The sequence below is a fragment of the Devosia sp. SL43 genome (assembly GCF_021729885.1).
Taxonomy (GTDB): domain Bacteria; phylum Pseudomonadota; class Alphaproteobacteria; order Rhizobiales; family Devosiaceae; genus Devosia.
Map to the genome: position 1 here is coordinate 579,050 of NZ_CP063401.1, position 15,259 is coordinate 594,308.

At 62.8% G+C, this 15,259-nt stretch carries 13 protein-coding genes; 9 read left to right on the forward strand and 4 right to left on the reverse strand.

The window, feature by feature from the left end; translation table 11 throughout:
• Positions 1 to 99 precede the first annotated feature (99 nt).
• Together IM737_RS02845 and IM737_RS02850 are read left to right on the forward strand one after the other, a co-directional pair.
• Positions 100 to 1,299, forward strand: coding sequence for a Tm-1-like ATP-binding domain-containing protein (locus IM737_RS02845; protein ID WP_236898158.1), 1,200 nt, complete (start codon positions 100 to 102; stop codon positions 1,297 to 1,299).
• A gap of 7 nt (positions 1,300 to 1,306) precedes the next feature.
• Positions 1,307 to 2,158: a phosphoenolpyruvate hydrolase family protein gene (locus IM737_RS02850; RefSeq protein WP_236898160.1), complete on the forward strand. Its 852-nt coding sequence runs from the start codon at positions 1,307 to 1,309 to the stop codon at positions 2,156 to 2,158.
• A gap of 145 nt (positions 2,159 to 2,303) precedes the next feature.
• On the opposite strand, the gene IM737_RS02855 is transcribed toward IM737_RS02850, so the two are convergent.
• Positions 2,304 to 3,266, reverse strand: a complete 963-nt coding sequence (locus IM737_RS02855; RefSeq protein WP_336886229.1) for a GlxA family transcriptional regulator — start codon at positions 3,264 to 3,266, stop codon at positions 2,304 to 2,306.
• Between the two features lie 116 nt (positions 3,267 to 3,382).
• On the opposite strand from IM737_RS02855, the gene IM737_RS02860 reads away from it, so the two are divergent.
• From IM737_RS02860 to IM737_RS02870, 3 genes are read left to right on the forward strand one after another with little or no spacing between them, the layout of a single operon-like run.
• The gene (locus tag IM737_RS02860; RefSeq protein ID WP_236898162.1) at positions 3,383 to 4,639 is read left to right on the forward strand and encodes an aromatic ring-hydroxylating oxygenase subunit alpha; all 1,257 of its coding nucleotides are present in this window, start codon (positions 3,383 to 3,385) and stop codon (positions 4,637 to 4,639) included.
• Between the two features lie 3 nt (positions 4,640 to 4,642).
• Positions 4,643 to 5,755, forward strand: coding sequence for a hybrid-cluster NAD(P)-dependent oxidoreductase (locus IM737_RS02865; RefSeq protein ID WP_236898169.1), 1,113 nt, complete (start codon positions 4,643 to 4,645; stop codon positions 5,753 to 5,755).
• A gap of 12 nt (positions 5,756 to 5,767) precedes the next feature.
• Complete coding sequence (locus IM737_RS02870) at positions 5,768 to 7,036, forward strand: MFS transporter (RefSeq protein ID WP_236898171.1); 1,269 nt, start codon at positions 5,768 to 5,770, stop codon at positions 7,034 to 7,036.
• Here IM737_RS02870 and choV read toward each other — a convergent pair.
• From choV to choX, 3 genes are all read right to left on the reverse strand, one after another.
• Complete coding sequence (gene choV, locus IM737_RS02875; protein ID WP_236898173.1) at positions 7,033 to 8,082, reverse strand: choline ABC transporter ATP-binding protein; 1,050 nt, start codon at positions 8,080 to 8,082, stop codon at positions 7,033 to 7,035. The genes IM737_RS02870 and choV overlap by 4 nt on opposite strands.
• 4 nt (positions 8,083 to 8,086) lie before the next feature.
• Positions 8,087 to 8,890, reverse strand: coding sequence for a choline ABC transporter permease subunit (choW, locus tag IM737_RS02880; RefSeq protein WP_442874187.1), 804 nt, complete (start codon positions 8,888 to 8,890; stop codon positions 8,087 to 8,089).
• Positions 8,891 to 8,983: 93 nt separating this feature from the next.
• Positions 8,984 to 9,910: a choline ABC transporter substrate-binding protein gene (gene choX, locus IM737_RS02885; protein WP_236898177.1), complete on the reverse strand. Its 927-nt coding sequence runs from the start codon at positions 9,908 to 9,910 to the stop codon at positions 8,984 to 8,986.
• Positions 9,911 to 10,025: 115 nt separating this feature from the next.
• Here choX and betI point away from each other — a divergent pair, with 115 nt between their 5' ends.
• Genes betI through betA form a run of 4 tightly spaced genes read left to right on the forward strand, consistent with a single transcriptional unit; the run spans position 10,026 to position 15,259 of the window.
• Entirely contained in the window at positions 10,026 to 10,616 is a 591-nt protein-coding gene (betI, locus tag IM737_RS02890; RefSeq protein WP_236898179.1) for a transcriptional regulator BetI, read from the forward strand.
• 22 nt (positions 10,617 to 10,638) lie between these two features.
• The gene (gene betC / locus IM737_RS02895) at positions 10,639 to 12,126 is read left to right on the forward strand and encodes a choline-sulfatase (RefSeq protein ID WP_236899848.1); all 1,488 of its coding nucleotides are present in this window, start codon (positions 10,639 to 10,641) and stop codon (positions 12,124 to 12,126) included.
• Positions 12,126 to 13,586, forward strand: coding sequence for a betaine-aldehyde dehydrogenase (gene betB, locus IM737_RS02900; protein ID WP_236898181.1), 1,461 nt, complete (start codon positions 12,126 to 12,128; stop codon positions 13,584 to 13,586). Before betC ends, betB begins: the two co-directional genes overlap by 1 nt.
• Positions 13,587 to 13,597: 11 nt before the next feature.
• Positions 13,598 to 15,259 carry a choline dehydrogenase gene (gene betA / locus IM737_RS02905; protein WP_236898183.1) on the forward strand — a complete coding sequence of 554 codons (1,662 nt, stop codon included), beginning with the start codon at positions 13,598 to 13,600 and terminating at the stop codon, positions 15,257 to 15,259.

Below are 15,259 nucleotides of genomic sequence, written 5' to 3' on the forward strand. Positions count from 1 at the left end.
ATATTTTGAAGAGTATACAAGATGGAAAACGCCAGTTAAGAATTTTGCATGCTCAGAACAAGGCGCCGGTACAGGCGTCGCAGGATGGGAGGAACGAGGATGGCCAGGGTTTACGTGGTCGGGACGATGGACACGAAAGGGCCTGAACTGCGCTTTGCCGCCGAGGCGGTGCGCCAGGCGGGCGCCAGTGCCATCTTGCTCGATGTGGGCACGCAGGGCGTCGGCGGCGGCGCCGACATTTCGGCACTAGAGATTGCCGCCCACCATCCCGCGGGCGCCGCCGCGGTGCTGGGATTGACCGATCGCGGCCGGGCGGTCTCGGCCATGGCCCGCGCCCTCACCGCCTATCTCGCGACCCGAACCGATATCGGCGCCGTGCTGGGCCTTGGCGGCACCGGCAATACCGCGCTGGTCACCGAGGCGATGCGGTCGCTGCCCATCGGCATGCCCAAGCTGATGGTCTCCACCGTCGCCTCGGGCAACACCGCGCCCTATGTGGGGCCCAACGATCTAGCCATGATGTATTCGGTGGTCGACGTGGCAGGCCTCAACGCCATCTCGCGCAAGGTCATCGGCAACGCCGCCCATGCGGCTGCCGGCATGGCGCTCCATCCGGTCGTCGCTGCCGCCAGCGACAGGCCGGGCCTGGGAATGACGATGTTCGGCGTCACCACCGCCTGCGTCACATCAGTGCGGCAGATCATGGAGGCCAGCCACGAAGTCTACATCTTTCACGCGACCGGCGTCGGCGGGCAATCGATGGAAAAGCTCGCCGATAGCGGCCTCGTTGCCGGACTGATCGATGTGACCACCACCGAGGTACCGGACCTGCTGGTCGGCGGGGTCTTTCCCGCCACCGAGGACCGCTTCGGCGCCGCGATCCGAACGGGTCTGCCCTATGTGGGCTCGGTCGGCGCCGTGGACATGGTCAATTTCGGTGCCCGCGAAACCGTGCCCGCCCAGTTTGCCAATCGCAAGCTGCACGTCCACAATGCCCAAGTGACCCTGATGCGCACCACGCCGGAGGAGAACCGCGCCATCGGGAATTTCATCGTCGCGCGCCTCAACCGCATGGAAGGTCCCGTCCGGTTTCTGCTGCCTTTGCGTGGCGTCTCGGCCATCGATGCGCCGGGACAGCCCTTCTATGATCCGGACGCCGATGCAGCTCTGTTCGACGCCATCCGCTCAAGCTGGGTCGCTGCGCCGAACCGCCGCCTCGTCGAACTCGACCTTCACATCAACGACCCGCAATTCGCCGCCGCCTTAGCCGACAATTTCCGCCAGATCGCCAATGGATAGCCTGAATATGACCCGCCCGACCAAGCCCGAAATCCTCGCCCGCCTCCGCACCAAGATCGCGGCGGGCCGCCCCATTATCGGCGGCGGCGCCGGCACCGGCCTCTCCGCCATGGCCGAAGAGGCCGGTGGCATCGACCTCATCGTCATCTACAATTCGGGCCGCTATCGCATGGCCGGGCGCGGCTCGCTGGCGGGCCTGCTCGCCTATGGCAATGCCAATGACATTGTCGTGGAGATGGCACACGAAGTGCTGCCCGTGGTCCGCCACACGCCGGTTCTGGCCGGCGTCAACGGCACCGACCCGTTCATGCTGCCCGATCAGTTTCTCGACCGGCTCATCGCCCTCGGCTTTGCCGGCGTGCAGAACTTCCCTACCGTCGGACTGATCGACGGGGTGTTCCGGGCTAATCTGGAAGAAACCGGCATGAGCTATGACCTCGAGGTCGAGCTGATCGCCCGCGCGGGGGCCAAGGGTATGCTGACCACGCCCTATGTCTTCAGCACCGACGACGCCACCAAAATGGCCAAGGCCGGCGCTGATATCATCGTCTGCCATCTGGGCTTGACCACCGGCGGGGCCATTGGCGCACAGACCGCTAAAACACTGGATCAGTGCATCGCTGAGATCGACGCCTGGTCCGCGGCCGCCCGCAGCGTCAATCCCGATGTCATCGTCCTCTGCCACGGCGGCCCCATCGCCATGCCAGACGATGCAGCCTATGTCCTGGCCCGCACGTCACTGTGCCACGGCTTCTACGGCGCCAGCTCGATGGAGCGCCTACCCACGGAAACCGCCATCCGCGAGCAGGTCGCGCGCTTCGTCGCCATCAAGGACGACCCAGAAGATCGGCAGCGATGATAAGGCCGAAAGGTAAGGTCGTCTCTGAACTGCTGGCCCCGATGCGGCGCGGATGGTTTGGGCGAAGTGGCCGAAGCGGCGCGATCTCAATAGCCGCTACGCCTCCGGCCGGGCGGCGTTTTGTCATGCCGCGCCTTGGCGGCGATCAGCCCACCGCCGCCTTGCGCTCGGCGCTCGGGCTGTGGCCAAAACGCTCCAGGTAGCTCTGTGAAAAATACGACGCTGAACTGAAGCCGCTGGCCATGGCCACGTCGAGGATGGGCATGCGGGTCTGCCGCAGCAGCTGGCTGGCATGGGTGAGGCGGATGCCGATGTAGTGCCGGTTGGGCGAGGAGCCCAGATGCTTGAGGAACAGGCGCTCGAGCTGCCGCGGCGACAGCGCCACGCTGCGGGCGAATTGCGCGATGGTCAGCGGCCGCTCGATCGATCGCTCCATCAGCGCGATGACCCGCAGCAGCTTGGGATCGGCCACGCCCAGCCGCGTCCGCAAATCCATGCGCTGCCGCTCGCTGGCTTCGCGGATACGATGGTGGATCAGTTGGTCGGTCACCGCGCTCGACACCGCCTCACCGTGATCGCGCTTGATCAGCGACAGCATCATGTCGGCGGCGGCCACCCCGCCCGCACAGGTAAAGCGATCCCGGTCGATCTCGAACAGCTCGTCGCCAAAGTCGAGATCGGGGAAATCCGCCTGGATGCCGGGCCGGTTCTCCCAGTGGATGGTGCAGCGGAACCCGTCGAGCAGCCCCGCCTTGGCCAGCACGTAAGTACCGGTACACACCGCCCCCAGCGCCGCGCCGAACTTATTCAACCGCCTGATGACGGTGATGAGATCGCGGTGGTCGATCAATTGCACATCGACGCCGGCGCACACCACTACCGCGTCCATGTTGGGAGCATCGCGGAACGACCTGTCCACGCTGACCGCCACCCCGCTGGAGGCCACCGCACTTTTGCCGTCGGCCGAATAGAGTTGCCACTCATAGAGTTTCCGGCCGGCAGCCCGATTGGCCAGCCGCAGCACCTCGATCGCTGCCGTGAAGGCGATCAGCGAAAACTGATCGGTCAGCATGAAGCCGAAGACCTGCGGACCGGAACTCTGCTGCACCACGCCACCCCGACGAATATAATGTCGCAAAATCTAAAGGAGCTGTCGCCCCGCATCAAGACAAAGCCGCAAAAAGCGGGGACTTTGCTGCTCATCTCGGTTGAGGAGAGATCAGCATGCTCAATAAGGTGTCCACGCTGGAAGCGCTGGTCCAAGGCCGCAAACCCGGCCACAGCCTCGATGCCCCCTTCTACACCTCGCCCGAGGTGTTCGAAGCCGACATGGAAGCCATCTTCTACCGCCACTGGATCTATGTCGGCATCGAGCCGGACGTGCCAGAGCCGGGCGATGTGGCCACCGTCAATATCGGCAAGGCCTCGGTCCTCATCATTCGCGACGACGACAACGAAGTCCGAGCCTTTCACAATGTGTGCCGCCATCGCGGCGCGCGCCTGATCGACGAGGAAAAGGCCACCGTCGGCAACCTCGTCTGCCCTTACCACTCCTGGACGTATGGCCTCGACGGCCGCCTGATGCACGCGCCCCATATGGGCGCCGACTTCGATGCCTCCTGTAAGGGCCTCAAGCCCGTGCACCTGCGCTCGCTTGAGGGCCTGCTCTTCATCTGCCTCGCCGAAACGCCCCCCGAGGATTTCGACGACGTCGCCAGCCGCATGGCACCCTATATCGCGCCGCACAAGGTGCGCGAAACCAAGATCGCCTATCAGAGCGACCTGATCGAAATGGGTAACTGGAAGCTCACCATCGAGAACAATCGCGAGTGCTACCACTGCGAGGCCAATCACCCCGAACTGACGGTGCCGCTATTCGCCTATGGCTTCGGCTTTGCACCCGAAGAGATGGACCCGCTCGATCTCGAAAACGCCCAGCGCTACGACGCCTTGCGCAAGACCAGCCATGCCGAATGGGAAGGCATGGGCCTGCCCTCTCGTGAGATCGAGGAACTCGACAGCCGCGTGACCGGCTTCCGCACCGAGCGCCTGCCGCTCGACGGCAATGGCGAGAGCCACACCATGGACACCCGCGCCGCCTGCCGCATTCCGCTGGGCGCCTTCACCAATGCCAAGCTGGGCGGCCTGTCCTTCTGGACCCAGCCCAATTCCTGGCACCACTTCCTGGGCGATCACATCGTAACCTTCACGGCCCTGCCGCTCGATGCGGGACGCACCCTCGTGCGGACCAAGTGGCTGGTCAACAAGGACGCGGTGGAAGGCGTCGACTACGACATTGCCAACCTCATCGAGGTGTGGACCGCCACCAACCAGCAGGACGCGGCCTTGGTGGAAATGTGCCAGCGCGGCGCCGAAAACCCCGCCTACGAGCCCGGCCCCTACTCCCCCAATACCGAAATGCTGGTCGAGAAATTCCAGCGCTGGTACATCGGTCGCATGGCCGCATATCTGAGTTCGTAAAGCATGACATCGTCACTGGGCGACGCAAACCGGCTTGAGCTTGCCTCCAACCTTTGGGATAGCGAGGCCGACGATACGCTTGTCTGTCGCGCGGTGCGGCAGGAAACGCATGACGTCAAAACCTTCGTGCTGACCCCAGCGACGCCAGGACGGTTCAACTACCAGCCCGGTCAGTTCATGACCTATGCCTTCGATATCGGCGGCGAGACCATCCATCGCTGCTACACCATCTCGGCTGCACCGACACGGCCCAACGCCATCTCGCTCACGGTCAAGCGGGTGCCGAATGGACCGGTTTCCAACTGGCTGCACGACAATCTCAAGCCGGGCGTATCGGTCAAGGCGCTGGGGCCGATGGGAAGCTTCACCTGCTTCGCCCATCCAGCCTCGAAATACCTGTTTCTCTCCGGCGGCAGCGGCATTACCCCGCTTATGTCGATGGCGCGGACCTATCACGATCTGGCCGAGCCCAAGGACATCGTTTTCGTGCACTCGGCGCGCACTGTGACCGACATCATCTTCCGCGAGGAGCTGGAGCTGATGGCGCGGCTGTCGCCCAGTTTCAAGTTCGCAACGATCTGCGAAGCGGCCAACCCGCTCGCGCTCTATAGCGGCATGATGGGGCGGCTGTCGCTGGAGCAGCTCAAGCTGATCGCACCCGATTTCATGAGCCGCGAGATCTTCGTTTGCGGCCCGGCGCCCTATATGGCGGCGGTGCGGACAATGCTTGCGGCTGCGGACTTCGACATGACGCACCACCACGAGGAGAGCTTCAACTTCGAGACCCTCTCCGCCGCCGAGCAGGCCGAGGCCATCGAGGGCGAAGTCGCACTGGATGCGCCCGATACGGTCAAGACCTACTCGGTCGAATTCACCAAGACACGCCGCAAGATCGACGTGCCAGAAAATATGACTGTGCTCGAAGCGGCAAAGCGCGCCGGCATGCGCCTGCCCTCTTCCTGCACCCAGGGTCTGTGTGGCACATGCAAGTCCAAGAAGGTTTCGGGCACGATCGACATGCACCACCAGGGTGGTATTCGTCAGCGCGAGATCGACGCCGGCATGATGCTGCTGTGCTGCTCCAAGCCAACCAGCGATCTGGTGATTGAACGTTAGAACGGAACCGCCTTGTCCAACCCGTCCGGCTCGAAGTCACCCTACCTGCTTCTGTCGGCGCTGTTGGTCAGCGAGGCCCTGTTCGTCACCGGCTATGGGTTGCAGCTCATGCTGCTGCCTATTCGCGGCGGCATGGAAGGCTTCTCTGCCGTCGACCTGGGCCTGCTGGGCTCGAGCTACTACCTGGGCTTTGTCGCCGGCTGCCTGCTGACCCCTGTTCTGCTCAGCCGGGTCGGCCATACGCGCACCTTCGCCGCTTTGGTGTCGATTACCGCGGCCGTGTCCATCTGCTACCCCATGCTGGCGCAGCCGCAATTCTGGGCCCTGCTCCGCTTCATCACGGGTATCTGCCTTGCCGGCCTCTATTTGATTATCGAAAGCTGGATCAATGACCGGGCGACATCGTCAACACGTGGCACGATGATCTCGATCTACGTCGCCTTGAACTACATTGCGACTGCTGTCGGGCAGATGATGATTACGCTCTACGACGCCTCGTCCTTCATGCTCTTTTCAGTGGCATCCATCGTCATTTCCAGTGCCGTCGTACCCTTGGCCCTGTCGCAGTCGCCCGCTCCGCAGCCGCCAAGCCTGGTCCGGTTGCGGCCGCTGCACCTGTTCAAGCTGTCGCCCGCCGGCACCACCGCCATCTTCCTGACCGGCATGGCCATCGGCGCGCTCTGGTCGTTGGGCCCAGTCTTTGCGCTTTCCAAGACTGGAGATTTGGCGTCCGCCGCTCAGTTCATGAGTGCGGTGGTCATCGGCGGCGCACTTGCGCAGTGGCCGCTCGGCAAGTTGTCCGACCACTTTGACCGGCGCCACGTTCTGATCGGGATTACTCTCGCCGCCACCGTCGCCTCTGTCACCGTCGCCCTGCTGCCACAGCTCAGCGGAGGATGGTTGATCTTCGCTGCCCTGTTCGGCGCAACGGTTCTGCCAAGCTACGCCGTCGCCTCGGCGCATGTCTTCGATGTGGCCGACCGTAGCGAATACGTGCAGGTGTCCGGCGGGTTGCTGCTGCTCTATGGCGTCGGTTCGGCGATGGGCCCAATGCTCGCCGCCGTGGCGATACAGTGGTTTGGTCTCGCCGCGCTGGCGGCCTTTGTCGCCGTCGTCCAACTGGCCATTGTCACCTTTGTCGTTGTCCGCATGCGGTTGAACAAACTCCAGGTTGTCACCGACAAGCAGGCCTTCGACATGACCACGGCTGCGCCAGTCGTACCAGCGGGCTTTGGCGCACCATCAAGCGGCGAGCGCTTCGACGCCAGAGCAGACGACTAATGTGTTCCGGCGCCTGGTCGGGCCGGCTTGGCGCGGAGCGCCGCCACGATATTCTGGTTGAAGATACTCCCCACCAATTGCCCATCCGGCCCCCTGACGCACACGGATGGCGCTCCGGCCGACAACTGCTCGATTACGCCGCCCAGCAGGCTGTCTGACGCCACCGCATTCACGCCGCTGCCGATTTGGGGCGTCATGATATCCATGGCGCGCAGCACGTTGAGCGGATTCATGTGGGCTACGAAATCCTCGACATAGTCGTTCACGGGATTGGCGATGATCTCCTGCGGCGTACCGCATTGCACGATGCGCCCGCCCTCCATCAATGCGATGCGGTCACCGAGCTTGAAAGCCTCGTCGAGGTCATGGCTCACGAAGATGATGGTGCGCTTCAGCTTGGCCTGTAACTCAAGCAACTCGTCCTGAAGCCGTGAGCGGATCAGTGGATCGAGCGCAGAGAACGGCTCGTCCATCAGCAGGATCGGCGCTTCGGTCGCAAACGCCCGGGCGAGACCCACGCGCTGCTGCATGCCGCCGGAAAGTTGGCCCACATTGCGATCAGCCCAATCGGTCAGCCCGACCAGTTCCAGTTGCGCCCGCACCTTGGCATTGCGTTGCAGCTTGGACAGGCCATCCAGCTCAAGGCCCAATCCGACATTGTCGAGGACAGTCCGCCAGGGCAGCAGGCCAAACTGCTGGAACACCATCGCCACGGATTTGCGGCGCAACTGTAGGAGTTCCTGGCGCGTGCAGGCGGCGGGATTGACCGACCTGCCCTGGTCGATGACCTTGACCGCCCCCCGAACCACCGGATTGAGCCCGTTGACGGCCCGCAGCAACGTCGACTTGCCGGACCCGGACAGGCCCATAAGCACCAGGATTTCGCCTGTCTTGACGGTCAGCGAGCAGTCATGGACACCAAGGATCTGCTTGGTCTCCTTCTGGATCTCCTGGCGTGTCTTGCCCTGATCCATCAAAGGCAGTGCCAGCCCCGGATTGGTGCCGAACACGATATTGACCTTGTCGAAGATGACAGCGTCTTCCATGGCTCTAATCCTGCCTGATGCGCAGCATGCGGTCGAGGACAATGGCCACGACAACGATGATGAGGCCGCTCTCGAAACCGAGCGCGGTATTGACCGAATTGAGGGCTCGGACGACAGGAACGCCCAGGCCGTCGGCACCGACCAGCGCCGCCACCACCACCATCGACAGCGACAGCATGATGGTCTGGTTGAGGCCGGCCATCACCTGCGGCAGGGCATAGGGTAGCTCCACCTTCCACAGCTTCTGGCGCGGCGTACCGCCAAAGGCCTCGACAGCTTCCAGCAACGCCGGAGGCGTCGAGGAAATGCCGAGATGGGTCATGCGGATGGGCGCCGGCAGCACGAAGATCACCGTCGCGATGAGACCAGGCACCATGCCGATACCGAAAAACACAATGGCTGGAATGAGATAGACGAATGTCGGCAAGGTCTGCATGAGGTCGAGGATCGGCTGCAGGAACCGATACAGCCGAGGACGATGCGCCGTGGCAATCCCGATCGGCACGCCGATAGCCATGCAGACAACGCAGGCCGCGATCACCAGCGTCAGGCTCTCGGTGGTTTCTTCCCAATAGCCCTGGTTGAGAATGAACAGCATGCCGAGCAGCGTGAGCAGGCAGGTGGCCCAGCTCCGCTGCAGCCACCATGTGATCCCCACGAAGATGGCCACGATAATCAGCGGATGAGGCGTCTGCAGCAGCCAGAGCATGGCATCGATGAGCGCCTCGGCTGCCTCGGACATGGCGTCGAACACGCCGCGAAAATTGTCGCGCAGCAGAATGAAGAAGTCGCTCGCCCAGCGCCCCACCGGTATCTTGTATTCGGTCAGCCAATCCACCGTTCACGTCCCCCAGAAAAGCAGAACGGCCCGGTCGTTGCCGACCGGGCCGTGTGGGTTTTCTTAGCTGTCCAGCAGAGCTTTCACAGCGGCGGCGCCATCACCGCCATCGAGCGTCGTCACCCCGTCGACCCAGCCCAGGGCCGTGTCGGGATTGGCCTTGAGCCATTCCAGCGTAGCATCGGCCGGATCGGCACCATCATTGAGGATCTTGCCCATGATCTCGTTTTCCATCGGCAGCGAAAACTTGAGGTTCGTCAGCAGCTTGCCGACATTGGGGCATTCAGCAGCATAACCCTTTCGCGTCACGGTATCGACAACGCCTTCACCGCCGAAGAAGTCCTCGCCACCGGGCAGGTACTTGAGCGGGAACTTGGCGTTCATCGGATGCGGCTCCCAGCCTAGGAAGACAACGTCCTTGTTATCCTGCACGGCGCGGTCAACTTCGGCAAGCATGCCCTGCTCGGAGCTTTCCACGACCTTGAATTCACCCAGGCCATGCGTGTTGGCATCGACCAAGCTGATCAGGTAGCCGTTGCCTTCATTGCCCGGCTCGATGCCATAAATGGTGCTGTCGAGTGATTCCGCGAACTCGGCGATCTTGGAATAGTCAGTCAGGCCCTTGTCATACGTATAGGCCGGCACGGCGAGCGTATACTTGGTGCCTTCGAGGTTGGTAGCGACCTTCTCGACTTCACCGCTGTCCAGATACGGACCGATGGCGCCCTGCTGAGCCGGCAGCCAGGTGCCCAGGAACACGTCAACGTCGTCGCTTTCGAGCGATGCGTAGGTCACCGGCACCGACAGCACCTTGACGTCGACCTTGTAGCCCAGGGCTTCAAGGATGTGCTTGGTCGTCGCCGTCGTCGTTGTGATGTCTGTCCAGCCGACATCGGAGAAAATCACGGTATCGCATTCGGCTGCATAAGCGGTGCCCGCCAGCAGCGACAGCGCCAGCGCGCTGGTCAGAGTGAGGGTGGTCTTTCTCATATTCTGTCGTCTCCTGATTGCGGGTATTTGGTGCAGAGTCTTTTTCTTGATTGACGGCTCAATCAAAAGCGAGACAATCGCAAATGTAAACTCAAATTATGAGCAGGCCCCAAGAATGCCGAAAATCGGTGCAGGTGCGATCCGGCGGAAGGCGATGGTCGAAGCGGCTATTGTCGAGATTGGCGAGGCTGGCAGCCTCGACGTCACCGTCAGCCAGATTGCGCGCCGCGCCGGCATGTCGCCAGCCCTGGCGCATCACTATTTTGGCAGCAAGGACCAGATGTTTCTCGCCGCCATGCGGCACATTCTGAGGCTTTACGGCGAAAGCGTACGTCGCCGCATGGCCGACGCGAGCACCCCGATCGAGCGCATCCACGCCATCATCGATGCCAGCTTCGCCCCGGACCAGTTCCAGACCGAAGTTGTGGCGTCCTGGCTGACCTTTTATGTCCGCGCGCTGCAATCGGAAGAAGCGAGCCGACTGCTGCAGGTCTATGCGAAGCGGCTGCATTCGAACTTGGTTTTCGACCTGCGCCAGATCGTCGATGACGAAACTGCGCAGTCGATCGCCCAGGGATTGGCAGCGATGATCGATGGATTTTATATCCGCCACGCCCTGCAGGATTTTGCGCCCGCCCAACCGGAAGTGCGCAGCATGGTGATGGACTATCTCCAACTCTGCCTTGCCCGGAGCGCGCGTGTCTGACCGCCCTAACATCCTGATTTTCATGGTCGATCAGCTCAACGGCACGCTGTTCCCCGACGGGCCGGTGGAGTGGCTGCATGCGCCCAATCTCAGGGCCCTGGCCGGGCGCTCGACTCGATTCGCCAACACCTATACCGGCTCGCCGCTCTGTGCCCCGGGCCGCGCCAGCTTCATGTCGGGCCAGTTGCCACGCCGCACCCGTGTCTATGACAACGCCGCTGAATTTGCGTCCGATATTCCCACCTACGCCCACCACCTTCGGGCCGCCGGCTACGCTACAACGCTCTCGGGCAAGATGCATTTTGTCGGGCCCGATCAATTGCACGGCTTCGAGGAACGGCTGACCACCGACATCTACCCCGCCGATTTTGGCTGGACACCCGACTATGACAAGCCCGGCGAACGCATCGACTGGTGGTACCATAACCTCGGCTCGGTCAAGGGCGCCGGGGTGGCCGAGATCACCAACCAGCTCGAATATGACGACGAGGTCGCCTTCAACGCGGTGCGCAAGGTCTATGACCTTGGCCGACGGCTCGAACAGCGCCCCTGGATGCTGACGGTGAGCTTCACCCACCCGCACGATCCCTATGTCGCGCGGCAGAAATACTGGGACCTCTATGCCGACTGCGAGCACCTGTCCCCGCAGGTTGCGCCCATCGCCTACGAGGATCAGGACGCCCATTCACAGCGGTTGATGGATGCCTGCGACTTCCGGGCGCTCGATATCACCGAGGACGATATCCGGCGGTCGCGCCGCGCCTATTTCGCCAATATTTCCTATGTCGATGACAAGATCGGTGAGGTGCTGGAGGCCCTCAGGGGCACCAGACAGGTGGACAATACGATCATCGTCTTTGCCTCAGATCACGGCGATATGCTGGGCGAGCGCGGCCTGTGGTTCAAGATGAACTTCTTCGAAGGCTCAGCACGGGTTCCGCTGATGATCGCGGCTCCCGGCCTGCCTGCCGGTCGGATCGATACGCCCATCAGCACCATGGATTTGACGCCAACCCTTTGCGATCTCGCGGGAATTTCCCTCGACCGCATCGCGCCGTGGACGGACGGGGAAACACTGGTCCCGCTCGCCAATGGCCATGAGCGCACCAGCCCAGTGCGCATCGAATATGCCGCCGAGGGTTCGGTGGCGCCGATGGTCTGCCTTCGCGAAGGCCGCTGGAAGTATACCCGTTGCGCCGCCGACCGGGGACAACTATTCGATATCGCCAATGATCTCAACGAGTTGACCAACCTGATCGACGACCCCGCTTATGCCGAAACGCAGACGCGGCTGGCGGCCATGGCGGCGGAATACTGGGACCTTGGCGCCTATGATTCCGAGGTGCGTGCCAGCCAGGCGCGGCGCCATGTGGTCTACGGCGCGCTGCGCAATGGCGCCTACTATCCGTGGGATTTTCAGCCCCTGCAGCAGGCATCCGAGCGCTACATGCGCAACCACATGGACCTCAATGTGCTCGAAGAGAGCAAGCGTTTCCCGAGGGGCGAATAATGCGCGACGTACAACCGGCGGCCAGCCATTTCATCGACGGACGCTATGTCGAGGACGTGGGCGGGGATTCGATCCAGAGCATCTTTCCGGCCAATGGTGCGGTCATTGCGCGGCTCCACTCCGCCACACCTGCCATCATCGAGCAGGCATTGAGCTCAGCGGTGCGGGCGCAGAAGGAATGGGGTGCGCTGAAGCCAGTCGTTCGTGGCCGGGTTCTGCGCAACGCGGCCGATATCATCCGCGAACGCAATCAGGAATTGTCGGAGATCGAGACGCTCGATACCGGCAAGCCGATTCAGGAGACATTGGTCGCCGATGCCAGCTCGGGCGCGGATGCGCTGGAATACTTTGCCGGCCTGGCTGCCACGCTGACCGGTGAGACTGTCCCGCTCGGTGGCGACTTCGTCTACACCATCCGCGAGCCGCTCGGCGTCTGCGTCGGCATCGGCGCGTGGAACTACCCCACCCAGATCGCCTGTTGGAAAGCGGCCCCTGCCCTCGCCGCCGGCAATGCCATGATCTTCAAGCCTTCGGAGATCACTCCGCTCGGTGCGCTGAAGTTGGCCGAAATTCTGATCGAGGCCGGCGCTCCGCCCGGTCTGTTCAATGTCGTGCAGGGATATGGCAATGTTGGTGCGGCGCTGGTCACCGATCCGCGCGTAGCCAAGGTCTCGCTCACCGGCTCGGTGCCGACGGGCAAGAAGGTCTATGCCGCCGCTGCGGCCGGCATGAAGCACGTCACCATGGAGCTCGGTGGCAAGTCGCCGCTGATCATTTTTGAAGATGCCGATATCGACAGCGCCGTCAGCGCTGCAATCAATGCCAATTTCTACTCCTCTGGCCAGGTCTGTTCGAACGGCACCCGTGTCTTCGTCCATGACGCGGTCCGCCCGACGTTCCTCGATCGGCTCGTGGCTCGTACGGCCAATGCCATCATCGGCGATCCCCTGGACGAGACCACGCAGGTCGGCCCGCTGGTTTCAGCGGCCCAGCATGACAAGGTGCTGCGCCATATCGAGATCGGCAAGGCCGAGGGCGCGACGCTGTTGATCGGCGGTCGGGTGCCGCCAAGCCAGAACAGCGGCTTCTATGTCGAACCCACCGTCTTCGCCGATGTTACCGACGACATGACGATCGCCCGGGAGGAAATCTTTGGCCCGGTGATGTCCGTGCTCGGCTTCAGCGACGAATCCGACGTCGTCGCCCGTGCCAATGCAACCGAGTTCGGACTTGCCGCCGGCGTCTTCACCGCCGACCTCGCCCGCGCCCATCGTGTGATCGCGCAGCTCGATGCGGGCACCTGCTGGATCAACACCTACAACATCACGCCGGTCGAAGCGCCGTTCGGCGGGGTGAAGCAGTCCGGCGTCGGTCGCGAGAATTCCCGCGCCGCGCTCGACCATTATAGCCAGATCAAATCGGTCTATGTCGCAACGGGCCCGGTTGCGGCTGCCTACTAGGAGCGTCCGGCATGGAAGCTGATTTCGTCATCATCGGTTCGGGTTCAGCCGGCGGCGCCATGGCGGCACGCCTGAGCGAGGACTCCAGCAATACCGTCATCGTGCTGGAATTCGGCGGCTCCGATTTCGGGCCACTGATCCAGATGCCGGCGGCCCTGAGCTATCCGATGAACATGCCGCGCTACGACTGGGGCTTTCGCAGCGAGCCAGAGCCACATCTGGGCGGTCGCACGCTGGGCGTGCCGCGCGGCAAGGTGATCGGCGGTTCGTCCTCGATCAATGGCATGGTCTATGTGCGCGGCCATGCCGGCGACTATGACCACTGGGTGGAAAGCGGCGCTGCCGGCTGGGGCTATGCCGACGTGGTTCCCTACTTCAAGCGCATGGAAAACTGGCATCCCGGCCCGCATGGCGGCGATCCGGACCGTCGCGGCAAGATCGGGCCGCTGCATGTGACCCGCGGCAAGCGCGACAATCCGCTGTTCAAGACGTTCGTCGAGGCCGGCAAGCAGGCCGGGTTCGAACTGACCGACGACTATAATGGCGAGAAGCAGGAAGGCTTCGGGCCGATGGAACAGACCGTCTGGCAAGGCCGCCGCTGGTCGGTCGCCAATGCCTATCTCAAGCCTGCGCTGAAACGCCCAAACCTCCAACTGGTCAAATGCTTTGCCCGCAAGGTGGTGATCCAGAACGGTCGCGCCGTCGGTGTCGAAATCGAGCGTGGTGGACAGATCGAGGTCGTGAGGGCAAAGCGCGAGGTGATCGTCGCCGCCTCCTCGATCAACTCGCCAAAAATCCTGCTGCTGTCCGGCATCGGTGCCGGCGCGGAGCTGGCCGAGCACGGCATTCCGGTGGTGGCCGACCGTGCTGGCGTCGGCGCCAATCTGCAGGACCATATGGAGCTCTACATCCAGCAGGCCTCCATCCAACCGATCACGCTCTACAAATACTGGAACCTGTTCGGCAAGGCGCTGATCGGCGCGCAGTGGCTGTTCTTCAAGAATGGTCTGGGCGCCTCCAACCAGTTCGAAAGCGCGGCCTTCATCCGCTCCAAGGCCGGCGTCAAATACCCCGATATCCAGTTCCATTTCATCCCGATCGCCGTCCGCTATGACGGACAGGCAGCGGCCGAGGGGCATGGCTTTCAGGCCCATGTCGGTCCAATGCGCTCGGCGTCACGCGGGGCGGTGACGCTGCGCTCGTCAGACCCGAAGGCACCGCCGCGCATCCAGTTCAATTACATGTCCGACCCGCAGGACTGGGCCGACTTCCGCCACTGCATCCGCGTGACCCGCGAGATTTTCGGACAGAAAGCATTCGATCCCTATCGCGGCAAGGAAATTCTGCCAGGCGAAAAATACCAGACCGACGACGAACTGGACGACCATATCCGCCGCCACGCCGAAAGTGCCTACCATCCCTGCGGCACCTGCAAGATGGGCAAGGCCAGCGACCCCATGGCCGTGGTCGATCCGGAACTGCGCGTTATCGGCGTCGACGGCCTGCGCGTCGCCGACAGCTCCATCTTCCCGCGCATCACCAATGGCAATCTCAATGCGCCATCGATCATGGTGGGTGAGAAGGCCTCAGATCACATCCTGGGCAAGCGCCCCCTGCCTCCGGACAATAGCGTTCCGTGGATCAATCCGCGGTGGGAAACCTCGGATCGATAG

Bases quoted from the DNA above. Each gene is read 5' to 3' on its own strand.
- betC (WP_236899848.1), top strand. From the start codon at position 10,639: ATGGTCGATCAGCTCAACGGCACGCTGTTCCCCGACGGGCCGGTGGAG.
- betA (WP_236898183.1), top strand. From the start codon at position 13,598: ATGGAAGCTGATTTCGTCATCATCGGTTCGGGTTCAGCCGGCGGCGCC.
- choX (WP_236898177.1), bottom strand. From the start codon at position 9,910: ATGAGAAAGACCACCCTCACTCTGACCAGCGCGCTGGCGCTGTCGCTG.
- IM737_RS02865 (WP_236898169.1), top strand. From the start codon at position 4,643: ATGACATCGTCACTGGGCGACGCAAACCGGCTTGAGCTTGCCTCCAAC.
- IM737_RS02860 (WP_236898162.1), top strand. From the start codon at position 3,383: ATGCTCAATAAGGTGTCCACGCTGGAAGCGCTGGTCCAAGGCCGCAAA.
- IM737_RS02850 (WP_236898160.1), top strand. From the start codon at position 1,307: ATGACCCGCCCGACCAAGCCCGAAATCCTCGCCCGCCTCCGCACCAAG.
- IM737_RS02845 (WP_236898158.1), top strand. From the start codon at position 100: ATGGCCAGGGTTTACGTGGTCGGGACGATGGACACGAAAGGGCCTGAA.
- betI (WP_236898179.1), top strand. From the start codon at position 10,026: ATGCCGAAAATCGGTGCAGGTGCGATCCGGCGGAAGGCGATGGTCGAA.
- betB (WP_236898181.1), top strand. From the start codon at position 12,126: ATGCGCGACGTACAACCGGCGGCCAGCCATTTCATCGACGGACGCTAT.
- choV (WP_236898173.1), bottom strand. From the start codon at position 8,082: ATGGAAGACGCTGTCATCTTCGACAAGGTCAATATCGTGTTCGGCACC.